Here is a 23,489-nt window from a genome sequence, read left to right on the forward strand (position 1 = left end):
GAAGGTCCTGCCTGCAGTGCAGGCAGGACCGGGAACCGGCCGCAGGCCGGGGCCCCAGCGCCGAAGGCGCGTGGTAGAGCCGACTGTCAGTCGGCTGCTCTTCCGCCACATGCAGCAAACCCCGCGCTCCGCGCGAAAGTCGACTGACAGTCGACTCTACCCACAGCAGGCAGGACCGGGAACCGGCCGCAGGCCGGGGCCCAGCGCCGAAGGCGCGTGGTAGAGCCGACTGTCAGTCGGCTGCTCTTCCGCCATATGCAGCAAACCCCGCGCTCCGCGCGAAAGTCGACTGACAGTCGACTCTACCCACGGCAGGCAGGGCCGGGAACCGGCCGCCGAACATGCAGTAGATCCACGCCATGCGTGGATGCGTCGGGGATCCGACCCCGGGGCCTCAGTGACTGGCCTTGTCCCGCTTCCAGCCCCGGTGCTTGATGTCCAGCTGCAGGCTGTACAGCGCGGTGAATGCCGGGAACAGGTTCTGCAGCACGCCCACCGAGTCCTGCTTGGCCGAGAACAGGAAGTAGCTCAGCGTCATCAGGCTGCCGACCACGCTCATGTACCAGAACAGGCGCGGGATCACCGGCTTGCCCGCACGCTTGGACGCGATGAACTGGACCAGCCAGCGGCCGCCAAACATCAGCGCGCCGGTATAGCCGATCAGCTTCCAGCCGGTCACATGCAGGCCGGTCCAGTACAACCAGGTCAGCGGCTGGTCGAGCCAGTGCAGCTCCAGATCCATCAACGCTCCTCCACTGCGGTGCGCTTGCTGCGGGTGATCAGCCACGCCACGCCGCGCAGGTCACGGATGCCGACCAGTGCACGGCCCAGGTTGTTGTACTTGGACACGCCGGCGGTACGGTGGCGGTGGTTGACCGGCACGCTGGTGGTCTTCCAGCCGGCACGCTGCATCAGCGCGGGCAGGTAGCGGTGCATGTGGTCGAAGTACGGCAGGTCGAGGAACGCGCTGCGCTCGAACAGCTTGATGCCGCAGCCGGTATCGGGCGTATCGTCGCGCAGCATGCGTGCGCGGATGGCGTTGGCCCACTTGCTGGCCCAGCGCTTGCTGCCGCTGTCCTGGCGGTTGACCCGCCAGCCGGCGAACAGCTTCACCTGCGCCTCGGCGGCATCGCGCGCGGCCAGCAGCTTGGGAATGTCGGCCGGATCGTTCTGGCCATCGCCATCCAGGGTCGCGATCCACGGCGCACGTGCGTGCTTGACGCCGGTGCGCACGGCGGTGCTCTGCCCGCTCTGGTTCACATGGTGCAGCACCCGCAGTTCCGGCGTGGTCGCCTTCAGCCCCTGCAGCACCGCCAGGGTGTCATCGCGCGAGTGATCGTCGATGTAGATGATCTCGAACGGCAGCCGGCCACGCAGTGCAGCGGTGATTTCGGCAACCAGCGGGGCGACGTTGTCGCGTTCGTTGAACACCGGGACGACAACGGAAAGCTCGGGTTGGCTCATAAGGCACTCGGCCAAAGGGGGACAAAGACCGCGCATTCTCCGAAGCCGAGGTTATCCGAAGATGAATCCGGCTGTGTGAGGATCCGACCTCAGGCGCGGTCGCCAAAATACTCGCGGCACCACTGCACGACGGGGGGCAACCCTTCTTCGATCGGGGTCACCGCGTCGAAGCCGAATGCGTCATGGGCGCGCCGGGTATCGGCCATCGTGCGCACCATGTCGCCCGGCTGCATCGGCTTGTAGACCTTCTGCGCGGGGCGACCGGCGGCCTGCTCGATCACGCTGATGAAGCGCTCCAGCTCGACCGGCGTATGGTTGCCGAGGTTGAACACCCGGTGCGGTACCGGACCATCGGCCGGATGCGCGAGCGCGCCGAGGATACCCGACACGATGTCGGAGACATGTGTGAAATCACGCTGCATGCGGCCCTCGTTGAACACGTCGATCGGCCGCCCGGCCAGCACCGCACGCGAGAACAGCAGCGGTGCCATGTCCGGCCGGCCCCACGGGCCATACACGGTGAAGAAGCGCAGGCCGGTGGCATGCAGGCCGTACAGCTGCGCGTAGGTGTAGGCCATCAGCTCGTTGGCCGCCTTGGTCGCCGCGTACAGCGAGCGCGGCTGGTCCACGCGCTGGTCCTCGGAGAACGGCGGCGTGGCCGAATCACCGTAGACCGAGCTGCTGGAGGCATACACCAGGTGCTGCACGCCACGGTGACGGCACAGTTCGAGCATGTTGACGAAGCCGACCAGGTTGCTGTCGACGTAGGCGTGCGGGTTTTCCAGCGAATAGCGCACGCCGGCCTGCGCGGCCAGGTGGATCACCGCAGTCGGCTTCACCTCGTCGAACAGTGCCGCCAGGCCCTGCTGGTCGGTCAGGTCCAGGGTGCGCAGGTCCAGCGCCGGGCACAGCGCAGCCACGCGGTCGCGCTTGATCTGCGGGTCATAGTAGTCGTTGAAGTTGTCCAGGCCGACCACGGGCTGGCCGGCCTCCAGCAGCGCGCGGGCGGTGTAGGCACCGATGAAGCCGGCAGCGCCGGTGAGCAGGATGGTCATGACAGGGGCCTGGAAACGAAGTTCAGGCCCCTGATGTTACCGGTCTCAGAACAAACCGAAACGCTTCTTCGCCACGTTGGTGCGGGCGGGTTCGATCACGTCCTGGATGTTCTTCGCATCGAAGCGGTCGAGCAGCACCTCGGCGCCCTTCCTCAGCTTCAGGTCCATCTCTTCCGGGTACAGCGGAACCAGGCTCATGAAGCTGATGGTCCTGCCGTCCTCCAGCGCCAGCGTGGCGAAGTCCTCCGGGGCGGTCACCGGCGACAGCACGATGGCACCGTCGAAACCCACACCCGGCGCGTAGGGCTCGCTGGGATGGCCGTTGGGAATGGTGTGGCCGAAGCCCAGCCAGGTGTCGTACTCGTGCGGCAACCGTGCCATGCCCTTCAGCAGGCGCACCGGCCAGTAATTGCGCTCGTCCTCGAAGGCGTCCTGGGAGATCGGCCAGTCGGCCGGCAGGGTCACCATCAGTTCCATGTAGCGCGGCACGTCCGCGTCCACCTCGGCGGGCACGGTCATCGGCAGGTCGCTCATGCCGGAGGTGACCAGGCGCAGGTACGGGCAGTGGTCATTGGCCGGCACCACGTGCACGTCGATGTGCACCAGGTCGGAGATGATCTCGTGGAAGACACCGGACACCGGGCCCAGATGGCGTTCGAGGTGGGCGCTGATCGCCTCGATGTGCTGTTCTTCGCCGATGGCGGGCACGAAGTCCTTTTCGCGGCGATGTACCAGTATCTGGGTGCCGTCCGGGCTGACGTCCTCGTATTCGTTGCTCATGTCCTGTTCCCTGGATGAGGCCACGGACCGGAGAGCAGTGCATCCCCGGCACGCGCGGCGGTGCGTTCCCTGTCATCTGCAGGACGCGGCGGGAACAGGCCGCACCCCCTGGCGCTGCGCCGGGCTCAGCCCTGGCGCGTACGCAGCTTTTCCAGCACGCCGTCCAGGGTATCCAGATCGGTGTAGTGGATGATCAGCTTGCCCTTGCCGCCCCGGCCGTGGTTGATCGCCACCTTGGCACCCAGTGCTTCGGACAGTTCGGTTTCCAGCGAGGCGATGTCGGCCTGCTGCACCTTCGGCGTCGCCACCGGGCGGTTGCTCGGCACCTTGCCGGCGGCGAAGGCCTGCGCACGGCGCTCGACCTCGCGCACCGACCAGCCTTCATCGGCCGCTTCCTGCGCCAGCTTGCCAGCCAGCTCGGGAGCCAGGGTCAGCAGCGCACGGGCGTGGCCCATTTCCAGGCGGCGGGTTTCCAGCAGCAGCCGGATCGCCACCGGCAGCTCCAGCAGGCGCAGCAGGTTGGACACCGCCGCGCGCGAGCGGCCGACGGCCTCGGCGGCCTCGGCATGGGTCAGGGTGAACTCGCTGATCAGGCGCTGCAGCGCCTCGGCTTCTTCCAGCGGATTGAGGTCTTCGCGCTGGATGTTCTCGATCAGCGCCATCGCGATGACGGTGCGGTCTTCCAGCTCGCGCACCACCACCGGCACTTCGTCCAGGCCGGCCAGCTGCGATGCGCGCCAGCGGCGCTCACCGGCGACGATTTCGTAGTTGCCTGCCGGCAGCTGGCGCACCAGGATCGGCTGGATCACGCCCTGCGACTTGATCGAGTCGGCCAGCTCGGAAAGCTTGCCCTCGTCCATCTCGCGGCGCGGCTGGTACTTGCCCGGCTGCAGCTGGCCGACCGGCAACTTGCGCAGCACTTCACCCGGCAGCGGTTCGATCACCGCAGCGGTGGCCTGCACCTGGCTGACCGCGCCTTTCGGGCCCAGCAGCGCGTCCAGGCCACGGCCGAGGCCTCGCTTCTTGGCTGCCGGCTTGCTGCTGGTCATCAGACGGTCTCCACGGCCTTGGCGGCCTTGTTGCGTTCGTTGTTGCGGCGGATGATCTCGCCGGCCAGGCCCAGGTAGGCCACGCCACCGCGCGAGGCGCGGTCGTAGCCGACGATGCTCTGGCCATGGCTGGGCGCCTCGGCCAGGCGCACGTTGCGCGGCACGATGGTGCGGAACACGCGGTCGCCGAAGTGCTCGGTGAGCTCGGCCGACACTGCGTTGGCCAGGTTGTTGCGCACGTCGAACATGGTGCGCAGCACGCCTTCGATCTCCAGCGCCGGGTTCAGGCTGGTGCGCAGCGCTTCGATGGTTTCCACCAGCGCACTCAGGCCTTCCAGTGCGTAGTACTCGCACTGCATCGGCACGATCACCGAATCGGCGGCGGCCAGCGCGTTGAGCGTCAGCAGCGACAACGCCGGCGGGCAATCGATCAGGATGTAGTCGTACTCGTCGCGGATCGGCGCCAATGCGCGCTTCAGGCGCTGCTCGCGCTCGCTCTGGCCCATCAGCTGGATCTCGGCGGCGGTCAGGTCGATGTTGCCCGGCAGCAGGTCGTAGCCTTCGGCGGTCTGCACGCGCACATCGGCGGCGCTGTTCTCGCCCAGCAGCAGATCGCAGGTGGAGGCCGCCAGCTCACGCTTGTCCACGCCGCTGCCCATGGTCGCGTTGCCCTGCGAGTCCAGGTCGACCAACAGCACGCGCTTGGGTGCGTTGGCCAGGGAAGCGGCCAGGTTGACGGCGGTCGTGGTCTTGCCGACGCCACCCTTCTGGTTGGCGATGGCGATGATGCGGGCCATGCGGGTGTGCCTCGTCGACGGATGGTTGGGACCGGTCATTATGCGTACAACCGGCCCCTTGCGGAAATCGTGGATCGCCAACCCGTTGTTCCACAAAGGGCTGGCGGCGGGAATCAGGAACCTGTAACGGTGACCAGGTGGCGTTCGCCGGCCAGGCCGGGCACGCTCAGCGGGGTCACCTCACGCACCTGCCAGCCAGCCGGCAGTTCCGCGATCTCCTCATGCGGGTAGACACCCTTCATGGCCAGCAGCACGCCACCGGGGCGCAGCAGATGGCCACCGACACGGACGATGCCGGCCAGGGTATCCATTGCGCGCGCGGTCAGCTGGTCGTAACGACCGGCCTCGTCCAGCGCTTCGGCCCGCGATTCGGCCACGCGGGCGTTGCCCAGGCCGAGCTGGCGCACGGCCTCGCGCATGAAGCGCGCCTTCTTGCCGTTGCTCTCCACCAGGGTGACCTGCAGGCCCGGGCAGGCGATCGCCAGCGGGATGCCGGGCAACCCGGGGCCGGTACCGAGGTCGGCCAGGCTGCCATCAGCCACGAACGGCTGCATCGCCAGCGAATCGAGCAGGTGGCGGGTAACCATCTCCTGCGGGTCGCGGATGGCGGTGAGGTTGTAGGTGCCGTTCCAGCGGTGCAGCAGGGCCAGGTAGCGCAGCAGCGGCGGCGCCAGCGCGGCGTCCAGGCCCATGCTGGCCAGGCCCTGTTCCAGCGTGGCAGCCACGCTGGCGGGAAGTGGGTGTTCGCTCATGCCGCCATTATCGCCGGTTTTGCGCACTGATTCCCCGCTTCAGTGCGGATACCAGGCCAACGCCGCACGGAACTGGCCGGTGGCCTGCCATTCGTGCAGGTGCCAGCGCGCGGCCTCGCCCAGCTCCGGGTCGCACCAGCGCAGGTGCAGGGCGCCATCGGCCCCCGGCGCCAGCTGCAGGCGGTGCAGCCCGAACGAGATGCCCTGCCCGTGCGCCTTCAGGATCGCCTCCTTGACGCACCATACGCGGAAGAACCAGTGCTCGCGGTCGGCCTCGTCCAGGCGTTCCAGCCAGGCCACCTCCTGCGGGTGGAAGAAGCGCCGCACGATTTCCAGAAGACGCGGCCGCGGCCGCAGCAGTTCCAGGTCCACGCCCAGCCGCACGCCTTCGCCCAGCGCCACCAGCAGCACCTCACCGCTGTGGCTCCAGCCGGTCCCGTAGTGGGCCAACGGGCCGCTCAGCTCCGGCCGGCCCTTGTCGTCACGGACCAGTGGCAGCGTCTGCGGATCGGTGCCCAGCGCCTGCGCCAGTACCTGCCGGGCCTGCGGTTCACCGCGCTGGCCCGGCACGTGCGGACGCCGCCAGACCGTTACCGGACCGAAGCGCCACGGGCCGTCGAGGGTGGCTGGCAGGCTCATCCGCACGCGCCCGTCACGCAATTGCACGACGGGTTCACAGCCCTGCGCGTCAACTGGTCACAGTTCCCCACCGGAGGTTCGATCATGGGCATCATCATCTGGCTGATCGTCGGCGGCATCGTAGGCTGGCTGGCCAGCATCATCATGAAGCGCGATGCCCAGCAGGGCATCATCCTCAACATCGTGGTCGGCATCGTCGGCGCGCTGATTTCCGGCTGGCTGTTCGGCGGCGGCATCAACGAAGCGATCACCATCCGCACCTTCCTGTTCTCGCTGATCGGCGCGGTGATCCTGCTGGCGATCGTCAACCTGTTCACCCGCAAGAGCATACGGTGATCTGAGGGTAGTGCCGGCCACTGGCCGGCAGATGTTCCAGAACGGGCCCGGCAATCGTCGGGCCCTGTTCGTTCAACCGATCTGCACCCAGGCCGGCGCATGGTCGCTCGGGCGTTCCCAGGTGCGCGGCTCGCGGTCGATGCCCGAGGCCACCGCGCTGCCCTTCAACGCATCGGAGACCAGGGTCAGGTCGATGCGCAGGCCCAGGTTGCGGCGGAAGCCGGCGGCACGGTAATCCCACCAGCTGAAGGTGCCCGCCTCGTCGTTGTGCAGGCGGAAGCCATCGTGCAGACCCAGCTGCAGCAGCTTGTTGAGCGCGCCGCGCTCGGCGGTGGAGGTCAGGATGTGGTTGTCGTTCCACACCTCCGGGTCGTGCACATCGCGCGCGTCCGGGGCGATGTTGAAGTCACCCATCACGATCAGCTTCGGATGCCGCTGCAGTTCTTCGGCGATCCAGGCATGCACCGCTTCCAGCCAGCGCAGCTTGTAGTCGTACTTGTCGGTGCCGATGTCCTGGCCATTGACCACGTACAGGTTGATCACCCGCAGGTCGCCGAAGGTACCGGCAATGACGCGCTTCTGTTCGTCCTCGAAGCCGGGAATGCCGATCTGCACGTCCTGCGCCGGCTCACGCGACAGCAGCGCCACGCCGTTGTAGGTCTTCTGGCCGGCGAACACGCTGCGGTAGCCGGCGGCGATCAGCGCAGAATCGGGGAACTTGTGGTCCTCCAGCTTGGTTTCCTGGATACCGACGATGTCCGGGCCGAACTCCCTGAGCCACTGCTCCAGGTGCGGCAGGCGGACATTGAGCGAATTGACGTTCCACGAGGCGATCTTCATGCGGGCATTCTACCCGGGTGCGCTTGGCACGCGTGCCACCCCAGGTGGGCACCCGCCGGTAGTGCCGGCCGCTGGCCGGCAACCCCATGAACCGCCGGCAAGACCCCGCAGTTGCCGGCCAGCGGCCGGCACTACCGAAGCAGCAGCTTCAACAACCCCGCAATCTTCGAATACGGCGGCCGCAGCCGGTCGCTGGCGGCCCAGCGCGACTGCCACAGCACCGGCAGCCGCTTGCTCATCGCATCGAACCCGGCCCGGCCGTGGTACGCGCCCATGCCGCTGGCCCCTACCCCGCCAAACGGCAATCCATCGGCGGCGAAGTGCAGCAGCGTGTCGTTCACCGTCACCCCGCCGGCCACCACCTGACCGAGGATGCGTTCCACCGTCGCCGTGTCATGACTGAAGGGATACAGTGCCAGCGGCCGGTCACGGGACAACACGTCGGCCAGCGCCGCCTCCAGATCTGGATAGGCCCGCACCGGCAGGATCGGCCCGAAGATCTCCTCGCGCATCAGGTCCAGGTCGTCCGGCGGGTCCAGCACCACGGTCGGCACCAGCAGGCGCTCGCGGTCGGCGCACGCCTCATCCACCTGCGCCAGCGGAATCACCGGCACGCCGCGTTGCCGCGCCTGTGCCAGATAGCCCTGCAGGCGCCGGTACTGGCCTTCATTGATGATGCGGGTGTAGTCGTCGGCATCGCTGAAGTCGCCATAGCGCTCGCGCACCTGCTGCTGCAGCGCCTGTACGAACTCGCGCTGGCGCACGGTGTCGATCAGCACGTAATCCGGCGCGATGCAGGTCTGCCCGGCGTTGAACCATTTCCCGGTGGCGAGCCGCGCGGCGGCTTTGTCCAGCGGGAAATCGCGGCAGACAATCGCCGGCGACTTGCCGCCCAGCTCCAGCGTGACCGGCACCAGATGTTCGGCTGCGGCCGCCATCACCTTGCGGCCAACAGCCGTCGAGCCGGTGAACAGCAGATGGTCCAGCGGCAGCGAGGACACCGCCGCCGCCACATCCGCCCCACCCTGCACCACCGCCACGCGATCGGGCGGGAACACACTGGCCAGCAGATCGGCCAGGAATGCACTGGTGCGTGGTGTGTGTTCCGAGGGCTTCAGCAACACATGGTTGCCGGCGGCAATCGCGGTGGCCAGCGGCACCAGCGCCAGCGTAACCGGGTAATTCCAGGGCGAGATCACCCCGACCACGCCCAGCGGCGTCGGCCGCAGCTGCGCACGCGCCGGCCACAGCTTCCAGCCTGCACCTACCCGCTGCGGCTTCGACCAGCGCCGCAGGTGGCGGCGCAGGTGATCGATGGCCGACAGCACGCTCATGCCATCGGCCAGCTTCGATTCCACGTGGGCGCGATGGCCGAAATCCTCGGCGATGGCCTGCGCCATTTCGTCCAAGCGTGGCTTCAGCGCCTCGCGCAGGCGGCGCAGGTCAGCTTCGCGCTGGTCCAGCGACGGGCGCTGCGACTGCCAGGCGCTGCGCAGGGTGTGCAGGAGGGCGGGGAGGTCTTCCGGCGTAGTGGCGGTCATGGGCCGACTATACGGGGTGCTGCGCGACGCAAAGGTAGTGTCGGCCGCTGGCCGGCAAGGGCTTCATGTCCGCGGAGATTCATGAGGTTGCCGGCCAGCGGCCGGCATTACCGGATTGCGAGCCGAGTGGGCACGCCCCACAAACAGAAAGACCGCGGTCTGCACCGCGGCCCTTGAAACCCGGTGGGGGCCGACCGTTGGTCGGCACACCGGTTACTTGGTGATATCCACGTCCTTGGTCTCACGCAGGAACAGGCCGCCGATCACCACCGACATCAGCGCGATGATGATGGGGTACCACAGGCCGTAGTAGAGGTTGCCGGTACCGGCCACCAGCGCGAACGAGATCGCCGGCAGGAAGCCACCGAACCAGCCGTTGCCGATGTGGTACGGCAGCGACATCGAGGTGTAGCGGATGCGGGTCGGGAACAGTTCGACCAGGTAGGCGGCGATCGGGCCGTAGACCATGGTCACGTACAGCACCAGCAGCCACAGCATGAAGATGGTGCCGGCGATGTTGATGCGGGCGCCATCGGCCTTGGCCGGGTAGCCGGCAGTGGTCAGGGCGGTCTTCAGTTCCGCACCGAACGCGTCAGCCTTGGCCTTGCCTTCTTCCTTGGTCAGGCCGGCGGCCTCATACGAGGTGACGCTGGCGCTGCCCACGTTCACCATCGCCAGCGAACCGGCGGCGGCGGGCTGCACGTCGTACGGCACACCGGCCTTGGTCAGTGCGGCGGTGGCCACGTCGCAGGAGCTGGTGAACTTGCGTAGGCCAACCGGATCGAACTGGAACGAGCAGGTAGCCGGATCGGCCACGACCAGGGCCGGCGAGCTGCTGCGGGCTTCTTCGATGGCCGGGTTGGCGAAGTGGGTCAGGCCCTTGAAGATCGGGATGTAGGTGATGGCCGCCAGCAGGCAGCCGGCCAGGATGATCTTCTTGCGGCCGATGCGGTCGGACAGCCAGCCGAAGAAGATGAAGAACGGCGTGCCCAGTGCCAGCGCTGCGGCGATCAGCAGGTAGGAGGTGGTGGCATCGACCTTCAGCATGCTGCTGAGGAAGAACAGCGCGTAGAACTGTCCGCCGTACCAGACCACGGCCTGGCCAGCCGCTGCACCGAGCAGGACCAGCAGCATCAGCTTCAGGTTGCCGCCCTTCAGGCTGTCGCGGAACGGGGTCTTGGAGCCCTTGCCTTCAGCCTTCATCTGCTGGAACAGCGGCGATTCGCTCAGCTGCAGGCGGATCCATACCGAAATGCCCAGCAGCAGGATCGAGACCAGGAACGGAATGCGCCAGCCCCAGGCTTCGAAGGCCTCGTTGCCCAGCGTCATGCGGCAGGCCAGGATGATCAGAAGCGACAGGAACAGGCCGAGCGTGGCGGTGCACTGGATGAAGCTGGTGTACAGGCCACGCTTGTCGTCCGGCGCGTGCTCGGCCACGTAGGTGGCGGCACCGCCGTACTCGCCGCCCATCGCCAGGCCCTGGGCCAGGCGCAGGATGATCAGGATCACCGGTGCGGCGAAACCGATCGAGGCGTAGTTGGGCAGCACGCCGACCAGGAAGGTCGAGATGCCCATGATCAGGATGGTGACCAGGAAGGTGTACTTGCGGCCGATGCGGTCGCCGAGGCTGCCGAAGAAGGCCGCGCCGAACGGACGCACGAAGAAGCCGGCGGCAAACGCCAGCAGGGCGAAGATCATGCCCGTGGTTTCATTGACGCCACTGAAGAACTGCTTGGCGATGATGGCCGCGAGCGAGCCGTACAGGAAGAAGTCATACCACTCGAACACCGTGCCGAGGCTCGATGCGAAGATGACCTTCTTGTGGCCCTTGGTCAGGGTGCCCGCCGCATTGTGCGGGCTGGATGCAGTGCTGGACATGGGACGTTTTCCCTCTGTAGATGCCGACCTTGGTCGGCATTCAATCTCGGTAGGTGCCGGCCGCTGGCCGGCACGCTCTTAGAAGCTGTACTTCGTAGTGAACTGCAATCGGGTGATGTCACCCTTGTTGCCGTTCTCCACTTCGCGACGGCCGTACATCAGCTCGGCGCCGATATCGACCTTGGGCAGCGGCGAGTAGAAGATGTTGCCGCGGATGCTCTGCACGCTCTTGGTCACCAGCGGGCCCAGGATGCTGTCGTTGTCGTAGTCGCTGCGCGCATAGATCAGGTTGGTGCGCAGCTTCGGCGAGAACGCATGCCGCCAGCCCACGTAGCCGGCCAGCACGCCGGTCGGGTTGAGCTCGTCGCGGGCCACGTCATAGGCGCTGTCGGCGGTGATGCCCAGACCGATGTAGCGGGCGATGCCTTCGCCGCCGGTCAGCTGGTAGTGCAGCGAATCGCTGTCGCCCATCACCCATTTGCCGCCCAGGGTCAGGCCGCCAGCCACCTTGTCGGCCTTGGCGCCGGTGGCCTGGTTGTCGACCTTCAGCTGACGGACGATGCCGCCGACACCGAAGGTGCCCCAGTCACCCTTCCAGCCATAGCGCAGGGTCAGGTCAGGCAGGCTGCCACGGTCGGAGTTGGCGCTGGTGTTGATCCAGGCGCCGGTGACCGGGTTGCGGGTACCGGTAAGGGTGGTGGTTTCCGGGTTTTCCAGCGCGACGCTGAAGCCACCCTGGGTGTAGCGCACCTGGGCCTGGCGCACGAAGATCACGCCGTCGGTGGGCCCGACGAAGTCGACCGCTTCGGGCAGCGCGGCCGCGTCCATGAAGTTGGACCAGGTCTGGCCTGCCATCCAGTTGTTCCAGTACATGTAGGCGTGGCGCAGGGTCACACCGTAGGTATTGGTGGCGGTCTGGTTGCCCAGCGAGTTGCCGAAGAAGTCCATCTCGAAGAACGCACCGGCCTTGTTGCCCGATTCGCTCACGTTGTCGATGCCCAGGTTGAATCGCGAGAACTTGGCATGGGCGTTGAAGTCGGTGCCCGAACGCTTGCCGCTGCCGCCGGCGCCTTCCACCGGGGTCTGGCCCGGCAGGTACAGCGAGCGGCCGGTGGCGTCGTCGGCCAGCTGGCCATCGCTGGTCTGGGTGGCCAGGAAGTCGGCCTTGATGAAGCCGCCGATCTTGACCGTGGTACCCGGCGCGGCGCCCGGGGTGATGGTGGTGACCTGGATCGGCTGCTTGCCGGCCGGCACCGAAGCAACCGGCTTCTGCCCGGCCTGCACCGTGCGCACTTCGGTCACCGCCTGCTGGGTCTGGCTGATCTGGGTCTGTTGTTGTTGCTGCGAAGACAGCAGCAGCTGGACCTGGCGTTCCAGTTCGGCAACGCGTGCTTCCAGTGCCTTCTCTTTGGCGGTCTCAGCGAACGCCATGCCCGGTGCGACCAGGGCGACCAACAGGCAGGCCGCCAAAGGTGTGCGCACGGCTTTCAACGTAAGGTGGCTCATGTTGCCCTCTCTCCCAAGTGGCAAGGTGATGCCGCGCGTGGGGCACGGTCGAGCCGAGACTGCGGGGCGATTATGTATAGCGGCTATTCGCCATTGGTCGAACCCGGCCCTGCTGGGCGCTCACTTTCGACCATGGTCTAACCAGAGTGGTGACGCGGCCGGGGGTGGATGGGGCAAACTGAGGGGGATCGGTCGCTGCGATGCTGCGACCGCACATACAAAGTCAACGTGCAAGTGAGGGTGCCATGGCTGATATCTACCCCGTCGATCCGCAGTTCGCCGCCAAGGCACGCATCGACAAGACGTCGTACGAACAGCAGTACCAGGCGTCGGTGACCGACCCGGATGGTTTCTGGGGCAAGGCCGCCGAGCGCCTGCAATGGATGCGCAAGCCGACCAGGATCAAGAACGTCAGCTACGACCTGTCCGACTTCCACATCAAGTGGTTCGAAGATGGCGAGCTCAATGCCAGCGTGAACTGCCTGGATCGCCAGCTGGAAACGCGCGGCGACAAGACCGCCCTGCTGTTCGAGCCGGACGGCCCGGATGCACCGGCCCAGCACGTGACCTACCGCGAGCTGTACGAGCGCACCTGCCGCCTCGGCAATGCACTGCGCAATCTCGGCGTCAAGAAGGGCGACCGCGTCACCATCTACCTGCCGATGATCGTCGACGCCGCGGTGGCCATGCTTGCCTGCGCGCGCATCGGTGCGATCCACTCGGTGGTGTTCGGTGGCTTCGCGCCGAACTCGATCGCCGACCGCGTCAGCGACTGCCAGAGCAAGCTGATCATCACCGCCGACGAGGGCCTGCGCGGTGGCCGCAGGATTCCGCTGAAGGCCAACGTTGATGCCGCGCTGAAGCTGCCGGGCACCAATACCGTGGAAACCGTGCTGGTGGTGCGCCACACCGGCGGTGCGGTGGACATGCAGGCCCCGCGCGACCGCTGGTTCCACGATGTGGTGGACAGCCAGCCGGCCACCTGCGAACCGGAACGCATGAACGCGGAAGACCCGCTGTTCATCCTCTACACCTCCGGTTCCACTGGCAAGCCGAAGGGCGTGCTGCACACCACCGGCGGTTACCTGCTGTACGCGGCCTACACCCATGAAGCGGTGTTCGACCTGCGCGAGGACGACATCTACTGGTGCACCGCCGACGTCGGCTGGGTCACCGGCCACAGCTACATCGTGTACGGGCCGCTGGCCAACGGCGCGACCTCGCTGATGTTCGAAGGCGTGCCGAACTACCCGGACACCTCGCGTTTCTGGAACGTCATCGACAAGCACAAGGTGACCATCTTCTACACCGCCCCGACCGCCATCCGCGCGCTGATGCGCGAAGGCGAGGAGCCGGTGAAGAAGACCTCGCGCGCCTCGCTGCGCCTGCTCGGCAGCGTCGGCGAGCCGATCAATCCGGAAGCCTGGCGCTGGTACTACGAGGTGGTTGGCGACAGCCGCTGCCCGATCGTCGATACCTGGTGGCAGACCGAAACCGGCGGCATCCTGATCTCGCCGCTGGCCGGCGCGATGGATCTCAAGCCGGGGTCGGCCACCCTGCCCTTCTTCGGCGTGCAGCCGGCGCTGGTCAATGCCGATGGCGAGATCCAGGACGGCCCGACCGAGGGCAACCTGATCATCCGCGATTCCTGGCCGGGCCAGATGCGCACGGTGTACGGCGACCACCAGCGTTTCATCGATACGTATTTCCGTACCTACCCGGGCAGCTACTTCACCGGCGACGGTTGCCGACGCGACGAGGACGGCTACTACTGGATCACCGGCCGCGTCGACGATGTGATCAACGTGTCCGGCCACCGCATCGGCACCGCCGAAGTGGAAAGCGCGCTGGTTTCGCACCCGAAGGTGGCCGAGGCGGCCGTGGTCGGCTTCCCGCACGACGTCAAGGGCCAGGGCATCTACGCCTACGTCACCCTGGTGGCCGAAGAGGCACCGAGCGATGAGCTGCACAAGGAGCTGATTGCCTGGGTGCGCAAGGAGATCGGCCCGATCGCCACGCCCGACCACCTGCAGTGGGCACCGGGCCTGCCGAAGACCCGCTCGGGCAAGATCATGCGCCGCATCCTGCGCAAGATCGCCGAGAACGCGCCCGACCAGCTTGGCGACACCTCGACCCTGGCCGATCCGTCGGTGGTGGCGTCGCTGGTGGACGAACGCAAGGTGCGCTGACGTACGACCAGGGTCGGATCCCTTTCCGCAAGGAAAGGGCTCTGACCCCATCTGCTTTCCCTCACGGTTCCCCCCGACCATGACCACCCTCCTGATTGCCGATGACCACCCGCTGTTCCGCGAAGCCCTGCGCGGCGCCGTGCAGCGGGTCATCCCCGGCGTGCAGCTGTTCGAGGCAGACAGCGTGGAAGCGCTGTACGCGCTGGCCGACCAGCACAACGACGCCGACCTGGTCCTGATGGATCTCAACATGCCCGGTGCGCAGGGTTTCAATGCACTGGTGCACATGCGCTCGCTGCATCCGCACCTGCCGGTGGTAGTGGTGTCCGCGCGCGAAGAGGCGACGGTGATGCGCCGCGCGCTCGACCACGGCGCGCTGGGCTTCATTCCGAAGTCTGCGGATTCGGACACCATCGGCCACGCACTGGGCACCATCCTCGATGGCGAGACCTGGGCGCCGCCGGAAGCGCACAACGTGCCGCCCACCGAGCGCGAGGAACGCGAAGTCGGCCAGCGACTGCGCGAGCTGACCCCGCAACAGTTCCGTGTGTTGCAGATGCTGGGCGCAGGCCGCTTGAACAAGCAGATCGCTTACGACCTCAACGTCTCCGAAGCGACGATCAAGGCCCACGTCACCGCCATCCTGCGCAAGCTGGGCGTGACCAACCGCACCCAGGCCGTGCTGATGGCCGGCAAGCTGGCGATCGACGACGACGCCATCGTGCTGCCGCCGGAAGAAGACTGACGGTAGTGCCGGCCGCTGGCCGGCAATCGCCTTCAGCCCCTGAAATCACCCGAAACCGCTTCGGTAGGTGCCAAGCTTGCTTGGCACGCTCTCGCCGTTGCGCATGCCGGCCAGCGGCCGGCACTACCAGGCACCGCTGCGCCCGCGATATAGCCTTCGCTATACAAACCAGCCGTGCCTGCGCGTTTCGCTGGAAATGCGCCACGCGCGAATCGCGATGCTAAGCTTCGCGTCCCCTTGGGGAGTAGCCGGATTCCTTTGCAGGAATCGTCCACGTCAACATACTCGGCCGGTGCGCCGTGGCGTGGACAACCATGATGGTTGGCGAGACCAGCGGCCCGCGCGCGCAACGTCAGGTTGGGCGCGAGCGCAGGCCGTGCGTCCGTCCTGGCCCAACCTCAGCAGCTGCCCATGTCCCCCATTTCGATCCTCCTGATCGGCTTTGCCATGTCCACCGATGCCTTCGCTGCGGCGATCGGCAAGGGTGCGGCCATGCGCAAGCCGGTGTTCCGCGATGCACTGCGGGCCGGCATCATCTTCGGCGTCATCGAGGCGATCACGCCCATCATCGGCTGGCTGCTCGGCCGCGCCGCGCTGCAGTACGTCGAAGCCTTCGACCACTGGATCGCCTTCGGCCTGCTCGGCGCACTGGGCATCCACATGATCTACAACGGCCTGCGCCCGGAAAGTGCCGACGAGGACGAAGACCCCTCCCAGCACCATGGCTTCTGGAAGCTGGCGTTGACCGGTTTCGCCACCAGCATCGACGCGATGGCGGTGGGCATCGGCCTGGCCTTCATGGACGTGCATATCGGCGTGATGGCCGCGGTCATCGGCCTGTGCACGCTGACCATGGTCACCGTCGGCATCATGCTCGGCCGCGTGCTGGGCAGCATGGTCGGCAAGCGTGCCGAGATCATCGGTGGCGTGATCCTGGTGATCATCGGCGCGACGATCCTGTACGAGCACCTGCACGGCGTGGGGTAACGCTTCCGCGATTACGTGGTTGCCGGCCAGCGGCCGGCACTACCTGACGTCACATCCACGCATGGCGTGGATCTACTGCCAGGCCGATGAAGCTTTGGTAGATGCCAGGCTTGCCTGGCATGGTTTCACGTCGTGGTTGCCGGCCAGCGGCCGGCACTACTGCGCGTCGCGCAGCGCGCCGAGGAAGGCGCGCAGCGAGGCCGGCTTGATCGGCTTGGTCAGCACGCGGTAGCCGCGCTCGCGTGCCATCCGCTTCAACTCGTCGCGGCCATCGGCGGTCAGCAGCGCACCCGGCAGCGGGTAACCGGCGGCTTCGCGCAGGGCCACCAGCGCGTCCAGGCCATCCATGCGGTCGTGCAGGTGGTAGTCGACCAGCATCACCTGTGGCCGTTCGGCCACCTTCTCCAACGCCTGATCCACCGTCGATGCCGTGATCACCTGCACCTGCCAACGGCCGAGCAGTGCGCGCATGCCGTCGAGGATCTCCTCGTCGTTGTCCACGCACAGCACGCGCAGGCCGGCCAGCGAATCGCTGCGCACCGGCGCGGCGACGGCCTGTACCGGCGCGGCCAGTTCGGTGTAGCCCGGCAGCGGTGCGACCCGCGGCAGGATGATCGAGAACATCGACCCTTTGCCGACCCGGCTGCGCGCATTGAGGCGATGATCGAGCAGGCGCGAGATGCGCTGGCAGATCGACAGGCCCAGGCCCAAGCCCTGCTCACCCCAGTCGAAGGGCTGCTGGTAGCGGTGGAACTCGTCGAAGATCTGCCGCATGTGGTGCTCGGGAATACCGGGACCGGTATCCCAGACCTGCAGCTCCACTTCGTCGCCGCGCTGGCGTACCGCCAGCACGATGCGCCCCTGGCGCGTGTAGCGCAGCGCGTTGGCCAGGAAGTTCTGCAGCACGCGGCGCAGCAGGCGGCGGTCACTGCGCACCCATGCCGGGCGTGCGAACAGGTCCAGGCGCAGGCCACGGCCGGCGGCGACCGGGGTGTACTGCGCGGCCAGTTCGCGCATCAACGCACTCACGTCGAACTCGCCGATCACCGGGTGCAGGCCACCGGCATCCAGCCGCGATACGTCCAGCAGGCCATCGAGCAGCTCTTCGGCCGCACGCAACGACGCATCCACACGTTCGGCCAGGTGCTTCTGCTCATCGCTCACGTGATCGCTGTCGCGCAGCGCGGAAGCGAACAGGCGTGCGGCGTTCAGTGGCTGCAGCACGTCATGGCTGATCGCCGCCAGGAAGCGGGTCTTCGACTGCTGCGCGACCTCGGCCTCATGCGAACGCTCGGCCACGCGCTGTTCCAGCGTTTCGTTGGCTTCCAGCAGGGCCTTTTCCGCGTGCTTGTAGTCGGTGATGTCGTTGTAGCTGGTCACGTAACCGCCGCCGGGCAACGCCTGCCCGCGCATCTCGATCACCTTGCCGTCGCTGCGGGTGCGCTCGAACACGTGCGGCGAACCAGCGCGCATGTAGCCGATGCGTCGATTGATCTGGACTTCGATATCACCCTCGCCCAGCTCGCCGCGCTCGGCGTTGTAGCGGATCAGGTCGGCCACCGGGCGACCTACGTAGAGCATGCCGTCGGGGTAGCCGAACATGTCCTGGTAACGACGATTCCATGCGGTCAGGCGCATGTCCGGATCGACCACGCTGACCCCGGCGCTGATGTTCTCCAGCGTGGTCGACAGGATCTCGCGGTTGAAGCGCAGTTCCTGCCCGGCTTCGTCCAGCACCGCCACCACTTCGCCCAGGTCCATGCCCGAGCCGCGCAGCAGGCTGGTCAGCAGCAGGCGCGCCGAGGCCGCACCAATCGACGCGGCCAGCAGGCGTTCGGTGAACTGCACCCACGGCCGGTCGGCCGGCGCCGAGGATTGCAGCTCGCGGCCCAGCGACTGTGCCTGCTCGAAGAACGAGCGCCGCGCATGGCGCTCGCCGACCACGCGCGAAGCCAGTGCCAGCAGGTCGCCCACATGCACATGACCGGGCCAGCCACCGGCCACCGACGGGCGCTCGGCATACGGGTCGAGGAACGGCGCGGCGCGCAGCCGCTCGTCCACACCGGGCCGCCAGCGTGCGGACACCAGCATCATCGTCGCCGCATTGACCAGCAGCGACCAGAACGTGCCATGGGTGAGCGGGTCCCAGCCGGTCATGCCGAACAGCTGCTGCGGGCGCAGCCACTCGATGCCGAACGGGCCGTGCTGCACCCAGCCAGCATCGACCCAGCCGGCCATGGTCATCGCCGGCAGCAGCAGGGTGTACAGCCAGGTGGCGAAGCCCAGCAGCATGCCCACCTCGACACCACGCCGGCTCGCGCCGCGCCAGTACAGGCCGCCGATCAGCCCGGGCGCGAACTGCGCCACTGCCGCGAACGCCATCAGGCCGTACGAGGCCAGCGTGCTGTCGTTGCTGCTGGTGCGGTAGTAGCTGTACGCCATCAGCGCCAGCAGCAGGATCGCCAGGCGGCGGATCCACAGCACGCGCGAGGCAACGTCGGCGGCTTCCTGATGGTCGCCACTGCGGCGCAGCAGCACCGGCATCACCAGGTCGTTGCTGACCATGGTGGCCAGCGCAATGGACGACACGATGACCATGCCGGTGGCGGCGGAGAAGCCGCCCACATAGGCAATCAGCGCCAGCGCGTTGCGGCCTTCGGCCAGCGGCAGGGCCAGCACCATCGAGTCGTCAGCGACGCTGCCGCCGGTGCCGAACAGGGTCACGCCGGCGGTGGCGATCGGCAGCACCATGCCCGAGATCAGTACCAGGTAGCCACCGAACATCCAGCGCGCGCGGCGTACGTCGCGCACGTCACCGCACTCGACCACGGCCACGTGGAACTGGCGTGGCAGGCAGATGATGGCCAGGAAGCTGAGCAGGGTCTGCGAGATGAAGCCCACCGGCGGCAGGCCGGTGAACAGCGTATGCACCGACTCGACCACCGCATCGGTGCGGTTGCTCAGCCACAGGTAGGCGAACACGCCCACGGCCAGCATCGCCAGCAGCTTGATCACCGATTCGAAGGCGATCGCCAGCATCATGCCGTGGTGGTGCTCGGTGGCGTCGACCTGGCGGGTGCCGAACAGGGTGGCGAACAGCGCCATCAGCAGCGCCACGTACAGCGCCGGATCGGTGAAGAAGCCGGTCGGGCCGCTGTTGCCGGTCAGCACCTGCAGGCTCATCGCCACCGCTTTGTACTGCAGGGCCAGGTACGGAATGATGCCGATCAGGGCGATGATCGCCACCAGTGCGGCCAACCGCCGCGAGCGGCCGAAGCGCGAGGAGATGAAATCGGCGATGGAGACCACGTTCTGGCTGCGGGCGATCAGCGCCAGGCGTTCGATGATGCGCCAGCCGAACAACAGCAGCAGCAACGGACCGATATAGATCGGCAGGTAGCCGATGCCGTTGCGCACGGCCGTACCCACCGCGCCGTAGAAGGTCCACGACGAGCAGTACACGGCCAGCGCCAGGCTGTACACCACCGGCCGCAGCCACGGCCGGTCGGGATACATCGGCCGGCGGTCACCCCACCACGCCACGCCGAACAGCAGCGCTGCATAGGCAACCGAGACGAGCAGCAAGATCCAGCTGGAGACCACGCGTGCGTTTCCGTCGGAAGAACCCGCAGTGTAGGCCAGGCATGGCCGGGGGTGCGGGCTCGTTGGGAGCAACCACCCCCACCAAGGTGGGGGCCTACGCGGTGCGGGCCACGACCGTTGGTCGTGGCCGGCTTCTTATTGGGCCGGCACGCCCATTTCCTTCAGCAGCTCGGGCGCCGGGTAGACCTTGGCCAGCAGCCAGCGCAGGTAGCGCATGTCCACGTGCACAGCGCGCTTGTAGCGCGGATCGAACCACCAGCTGGCGCTGACCGATTCCCAGTTGCTGTCGAAGTTCAGGCCGATCAGTTCACCCTTGGCGTTGAGCACTGGCGAGCCGGAGTTGCCGCCGGTGGTATCCAGGTTGGTCAGGAAGTTGACCGTCTGGGTCTTCAGCGCCGGGTCGGCGGTGCTGCCGAAGTCACCCTTGGCAATCGCCGCCAGCAGCGGCTTGGGCGCATCGAACGGATAGGCGTTGGTGTTCTTCTCGACGATGCCGGCCACGGTGGTCACCGGCGAGTAGGTCACGCCATCGCGCGGGTGCAGCGCCTCGACCTTGCCGTAGCTGATGCGCAGGGTGCGGTTGGCATCCGGGTACACGGCGCGGCCCTGCTTGGCACGCCAGGCGAACAGCGCCTGCATGTAGGCCGGGCGCAGGCGCAGCTGCTCGCCTTCGCGGGTCTTGCTCTCGTTCTCGATGCGCAGCTGCGCGGCCACCAGCGGGCCGGCCACGGCGATCAGCGGATCGGCGGCCAGCGCCTTGCCTTCGCGTGCGGCAGCGAAACGCGACAGGCGCTGCGCCTCGTCACCCAGCTGGGTGCCCGCATACAGGGTGTCCAGCGCCTTGGCCAGCTGCTGCGGGGTACGGCCGAAGGCCGCGTCGAACTCGGCCACGCGCTGCGCGTCCGGCAGCTGCTGGTAGCGGGTCAGCAGGGTGGTCAGCAGCGCCTTCTCGACCTCCGGTGCGTAACGGCGCTGGACCTGCTTGAGCACGCCTTCGATCATCGCCTGGTCGCGCTGCTGGTAGCCGCTTTCGCGCTGCGCGTCCGGCTTGGCCGATTCGATGCGCAGGCGCTCCAGCAGCAACGCCGAACGCAGCAGCTGGCTCTGCGCGGCCATCTGCTCCAGCAGCAGGTCGCGCTCGCCCACCGCCGCGCCCTGCGACAGGTTGGCCAGCAACGCCTTGATGTCGCCCTGGTACTTGCGGTCGGTGGCAGCGAGCATCGCCGTCTCGTCGGCGGCACGCTGGGCCTTGGCGTCGCTGCGCAGCAGGCCTTCCAGCTCACCGGCAGCGCGCTTGCGGTTGTTCTTCAACGACTGCAGCTGCGAGGCGTAGCGGGTGCGCGCCTGTGCATCCTTGGCGCTGGCGGCCTCGATGGTGTCGATCATCTGCTGGAACACCGATACGCGGCGCGGCAGCACGGTATCGATCTGGCCAGCGAATTCGGCCGCGGTACGATGGCGGTAGGTGATGCCCGGGTAACCGGCCAGCATCGCGTAGTCGCCTTCCTTCGGGCCTTCCACCGACATCTGCAGGTGTGCCGGGGCCTGGTAGGGCACGTTGTCCTTGCTGTAGGCGGCCGGCTTGCCGTCCTTGCCCACGTAGGCGCGCAGCAGAGTGAAGTCGCCGGTGTGGCGCGGCCACATGAAGTTGTCGATCTCGTCGCCGTAGTTGCCGATCGCACGCGGCGGCGCGTACACCAGGCGCACGTCGCTCAGTTCCAGCTGGGCGATCCGGTAGAAGTCGGTGCCGTAGTACATGTTGGCCACCGAGCAGCGCACGCTGCCGTCCTTCTCGCACTCGGCCACGATCTGCTTGCTGACCGCATCGACAGCATCGAAGTAGGCACGGCCGGTCTTGCCACGCGCCTGCGCCAGCACCTGGTCGGTCACCTTGTCGAAGCCGACGGTAACCAGCACGCGGAAGTCCGGGTTGGCCGGGCGCTCGTCGGCACGGCCGTTGGCGATGAAGCCACCAGTGATCAGGTCGTGCTCGGGCGAGCTGTTGTACTGGATCACACCCATCGCCACGTGGTGGTTGGTCAGCAGCAGGCCGTCGGCGGACACGAACGAACCGGTACCACCACCGGCGCGCACCACGGCGCTCAGCGGCGGCGCGGTGACATTGGCCAGGTCGGCCGGATTGCCCTTGAAACCTGCGGCCTGCAGCGGCTTGGCCAGCTCCGGCAGCTGCGTCGGCATCCACATGCCTTCATCGGCGTGGGCACCGGCGGCGAGGGTCAGGCCCAGGGCCAGGGCGGTGGGAAGGGCTTTGCGTGATGACATGAGGCAATCCGGTACGACAGAACAGCCCGGGACCATAGCCGCTGGGGCCGGATGGGGCAACGGCCGATGGTTGGGGGTACTGCCTTTTCGCGTCGCACGCCGCCGGATACGCTATTGAATCCGGAATCACGCAGGGCGTGCTCTTTGAATTCCCGACCCCAAACAATCCAGATCTTTCTCCCACATGGCGATCCAACTGGCATCCGGATTGCCGAGATCACCACGCGAACAGTGCGAGCCGTGGAGATTCCTAGAAAGTTGCTGTCCCGATTTCTGGAAATGCCGGAGTCAACGCAAGTGGGACTTTACTTCCTGTTTGGAAGTGAGGATGACGAAAGTTCGCCTTCAATGTACATCGGCCAAACTGGGGCACTCAAAGATCGCCTGTACACGCATCAAGGTACTCGTGATTCCTGGAATCGGGCTGTTGCCGTACTTTCCCTAACCAATGCTTTCACCAGTACCCATGTCGGCTATCTGGAATGGCATTCCATTCAGGAGGCACGGAAAGCCGCACGTTTCCGGCTAGAGAACGTCAATGGAGGATCTCGGCCCCATACGCCGCCTCCGCTGGAAGCCGATTGCCAAGAGATACACGAGACAGCTTCCGTCTTGCTGGCTACATTGGGCTACACACCATTCAAACCACTCGCAGATAGAAGCCAAGCAACAGAACTTCTCTGCAAAGGCCCTGATACGGAAGCGAAGGGACTTTACGGCAGCGAAGGAATGGTTGTCCTCAAAGGATCTGTGGGGCGTCGGGAGGTCGTCGCGTCCTTCGGCGCCGCTTCCAGAGCGGTTCGAGAGCAGCTGCTCGCCGAGAAAGTAATCATCGAAGACGGCCGAAACATCCGATTCACTCAGGATCATCAGTTCCGATCTCCCAGCGCCGCCTCTGGTTGTCTGCTTGGACGACCATCCAACGGATGGGACGACTGGAAATCGGCTGACGGGCGATCATTGGACGAACTTGAGCGCCGCGCTTCTTTACAGCTGGCCAAAGACAACTGACCAACACGAATCTCTCACATGAATCGGGCGCGGC

The 23,489-nt window shown here is 66.7% G+C and carries 19 protein-coding genes and 1 riboswitch; of the genes, 5 read left to right on the forward strand and 14 right to left on the reverse strand.

The window, feature by feature from the left end; all coding sequences use genetic code 11:
• Positions 1 to 394: 394 nt before the first annotated feature.
• The 8 genes from AC5P68_RS12445 to AC5P68_RS12480 all read right to left on the reverse strand — a co-directional run bounded on the left by AC5P68_RS12445 (position 395) and on the right by AC5P68_RS12480 (position 6,536).
• Positions 395 to 742 (reverse strand): lipid-A-disaccharide synthase N-terminal domain-containing protein, encoded by a 348-nt coding sequence (locus AC5P68_RS12445; protein WP_005414908.1) that lies wholly within the window; start codon positions 740 to 742, stop codon positions 395 to 397.
• A complete protein-coding gene (locus tag AC5P68_RS12450; protein WP_033835348.1) occupies positions 742 to 1,464 on the reverse strand; it encodes a glycosyltransferase family 2 protein in 723 nt (240 codons plus the stop codon). Before AC5P68_RS12450 ends, AC5P68_RS12445 begins: the two co-directional genes overlap by 1 nt.
• An 89-nt stretch (positions 1,465 to 1,553) precedes the next feature.
• Positions 1,554 to 2,519 (reverse strand): NAD-dependent epimerase/dehydratase family protein, encoded by a 966-nt coding sequence (locus AC5P68_RS12455; protein WP_005411650.1) that lies wholly within the window; start codon positions 2,517 to 2,519, stop codon positions 1,554 to 1,556.
• 45 nt (positions 2,520 to 2,564) lie between these two features.
• The gene (locus AC5P68_RS12460) at positions 2,565 to 3,299 is read right to left on the reverse strand and encodes a suppressor of fused domain protein (RefSeq protein ID WP_033835349.1); all 735 of its coding nucleotides are present in this window, start codon (positions 3,297 to 3,299) and stop codon (positions 2,565 to 2,567) included.
• Positions 3,300 to 3,424: 125 nt separating this feature from the next.
• On the reverse strand, positions 3,425 to 4,348 hold the full coding sequence (locus AC5P68_RS12465; RefSeq protein WP_033835350.1) for a ParB/RepB/Spo0J family partition protein: 924 nt from the start codon (positions 4,346 to 4,348) through the stop codon (positions 3,425 to 3,427).
• Positions 4,348 to 5,145 (reverse strand): ParA family protein, encoded by a 798-nt coding sequence (locus AC5P68_RS12470; RefSeq protein WP_005411653.1) that lies wholly within the window; start codon positions 5,143 to 5,145, stop codon positions 4,348 to 4,350. Before AC5P68_RS12470 ends, AC5P68_RS12465 begins: the two co-directional genes overlap by 1 nt.
• Before the next feature lie 113 nt (positions 5,146 to 5,258).
• Entirely contained in the window at positions 5,259 to 5,897 is a 639-nt protein-coding gene (rsmG, locus tag AC5P68_RS12475) for a 16S rRNA (guanine(527)-N(7))-methyltransferase RsmG (RefSeq protein WP_033835368.1), read from the reverse strand.
• A gap of 39 nt (positions 5,898 to 5,936) precedes the next feature.
• Positions 5,937 to 6,536, reverse strand: coding sequence for a 4'-phosphopantetheinyl transferase family protein (locus AC5P68_RS12480; protein ID WP_033835351.1), 600 nt, complete (start codon positions 6,534 to 6,536; stop codon positions 5,937 to 5,939).
• Positions 6,537 to 6,620: 84 nt separating this feature from the next.
• On the opposite strand from AC5P68_RS12480, the gene AC5P68_RS12485 reads away from it, so the two are divergent.
• Positions 6,621 to 6,872, forward strand: coding sequence for a GlsB/YeaQ/YmgE family stress response membrane protein (locus AC5P68_RS12485; RefSeq protein WP_005411656.1), 252 nt, complete (start codon positions 6,621 to 6,623; stop codon positions 6,870 to 6,872).
• 72 nt (positions 6,873 to 6,944) lie between these two features.
• On the opposite strand, the gene xth is transcribed toward AC5P68_RS12485, so the two are convergent.
• The 4 genes from xth to AC5P68_RS12505 all read right to left on the reverse strand — a co-directional run bounded on the left by xth (position 6,945) and on the right by AC5P68_RS12505 (position 12,637).
• Entirely contained in the window at positions 6,945 to 7,712 is a 768-nt protein-coding gene (gene xth / locus AC5P68_RS12490; protein ID WP_033835352.1) for an exodeoxyribonuclease III, read from the reverse strand.
• A gap of 131 nt (positions 7,713 to 7,843) precedes the next feature.
• Positions 7,844 to 9,253: a coniferyl aldehyde dehydrogenase gene (locus AC5P68_RS12495; RefSeq protein ID WP_033835353.1), complete on the reverse strand. Its 1,410-nt coding sequence runs from the start codon at positions 9,251 to 9,253 to the stop codon at positions 7,844 to 7,846.
• 213 nt (positions 9,254 to 9,466) lie between these two features.
• Positions 9,467 to 11,131, reverse strand: a complete 1,665-nt coding sequence (locus AC5P68_RS12500) for an MFS transporter (RefSeq protein ID WP_033835354.1) — start codon at positions 11,129 to 11,131, stop codon at positions 9,467 to 9,469.
• Positions 11,132 to 11,209: 78 nt separating this feature from the next.
• Positions 11,210 to 12,637: a DcaP family trimeric outer membrane transporter gene (locus AC5P68_RS12505; protein WP_495217093.1), complete on the reverse strand. Its 1,428-nt coding sequence runs from the start codon at positions 12,635 to 12,637 to the stop codon at positions 11,210 to 11,212.
• A gap of 245 nt (positions 12,638 to 12,882) precedes the next feature.
• Between AC5P68_RS12505 and acs the strand changes: the two genes are divergently transcribed.
• The 3 genes from acs (at position 12,883) to AC5P68_RS12520 (ending at position 16,558) form a co-directional block, all read left to right on the forward strand.
• The gene (acs, locus tag AC5P68_RS12510) at positions 12,883 to 14,826 is read left to right on the forward strand and encodes an acetate--CoA ligase (RefSeq protein WP_005411661.1); all 1,944 of its coding nucleotides are present in this window, start codon (positions 12,883 to 12,885) and stop codon (positions 14,824 to 14,826) included.
• 79 nt (positions 14,827 to 14,905) lie between these two features.
• The gene (locus tag AC5P68_RS12515) at positions 14,906 to 15,571 is read left to right on the forward strand and encodes a response regulator transcription factor (RefSeq protein ID WP_005411662.1); all 666 of its coding nucleotides are present in this window, start codon (positions 14,906 to 14,908) and stop codon (positions 15,569 to 15,571) included.
• Between the two features lie 233 nt (positions 15,572 to 15,804).
• Positions 15,805 to 15,894, forward strand: a riboswitch (yybP-ykoY riboswitch).
• Positions 15,895 to 15,982: 88 nt separating this feature from the next.
• Positions 15,983 to 16,558, forward strand: a complete 576-nt coding sequence (locus AC5P68_RS12520) for a manganese efflux pump MntP (RefSeq protein ID WP_033835355.1) — start codon at positions 15,983 to 15,985, stop codon at positions 16,556 to 16,558.
• A 156-nt stretch (positions 16,559 to 16,714) separates the two neighbouring features.
• Here AC5P68_RS12520 and AC5P68_RS12525 read toward each other — a convergent pair whose 3' ends face one another.
• Both AC5P68_RS12525 and AC5P68_RS12530 read right to left on the reverse strand, forming a co-directional pair.
• Positions 16,715 to 20,161, reverse strand: coding sequence for a hybrid sensor histidine kinase/response regulator (locus AC5P68_RS12525; RefSeq protein ID WP_033835356.1), 3,447 nt, complete (start codon positions 20,159 to 20,161; stop codon positions 16,715 to 16,717).
• 135 nt (positions 20,162 to 20,296) lie between these two features.
• Entirely contained in the window at positions 20,297 to 22,444 is a 2,148-nt protein-coding gene (locus AC5P68_RS12530; protein ID WP_033835357.1) for a S46 family peptidase, read from the reverse strand.
• A 144-nt stretch (positions 22,445 to 22,588) separates the two neighbouring features.
• Between AC5P68_RS12530 and AC5P68_RS12535 the strand changes: the two genes are divergently transcribed.
• Positions 22,589 to 23,455 (forward strand): GIY-YIG nuclease family protein, encoded by an 867-nt coding sequence (locus tag AC5P68_RS12535; RefSeq protein WP_104920860.1) that lies wholly within the window; start codon positions 22,589 to 22,591, stop codon positions 23,453 to 23,455.
• The last annotated feature ends 34 nt before the right edge of the window (positions 23,456 to 23,489 follow it).

Source organism: Stenotrophomonas sp. YJH_SMC_58 (assembly GCF_059369635.1).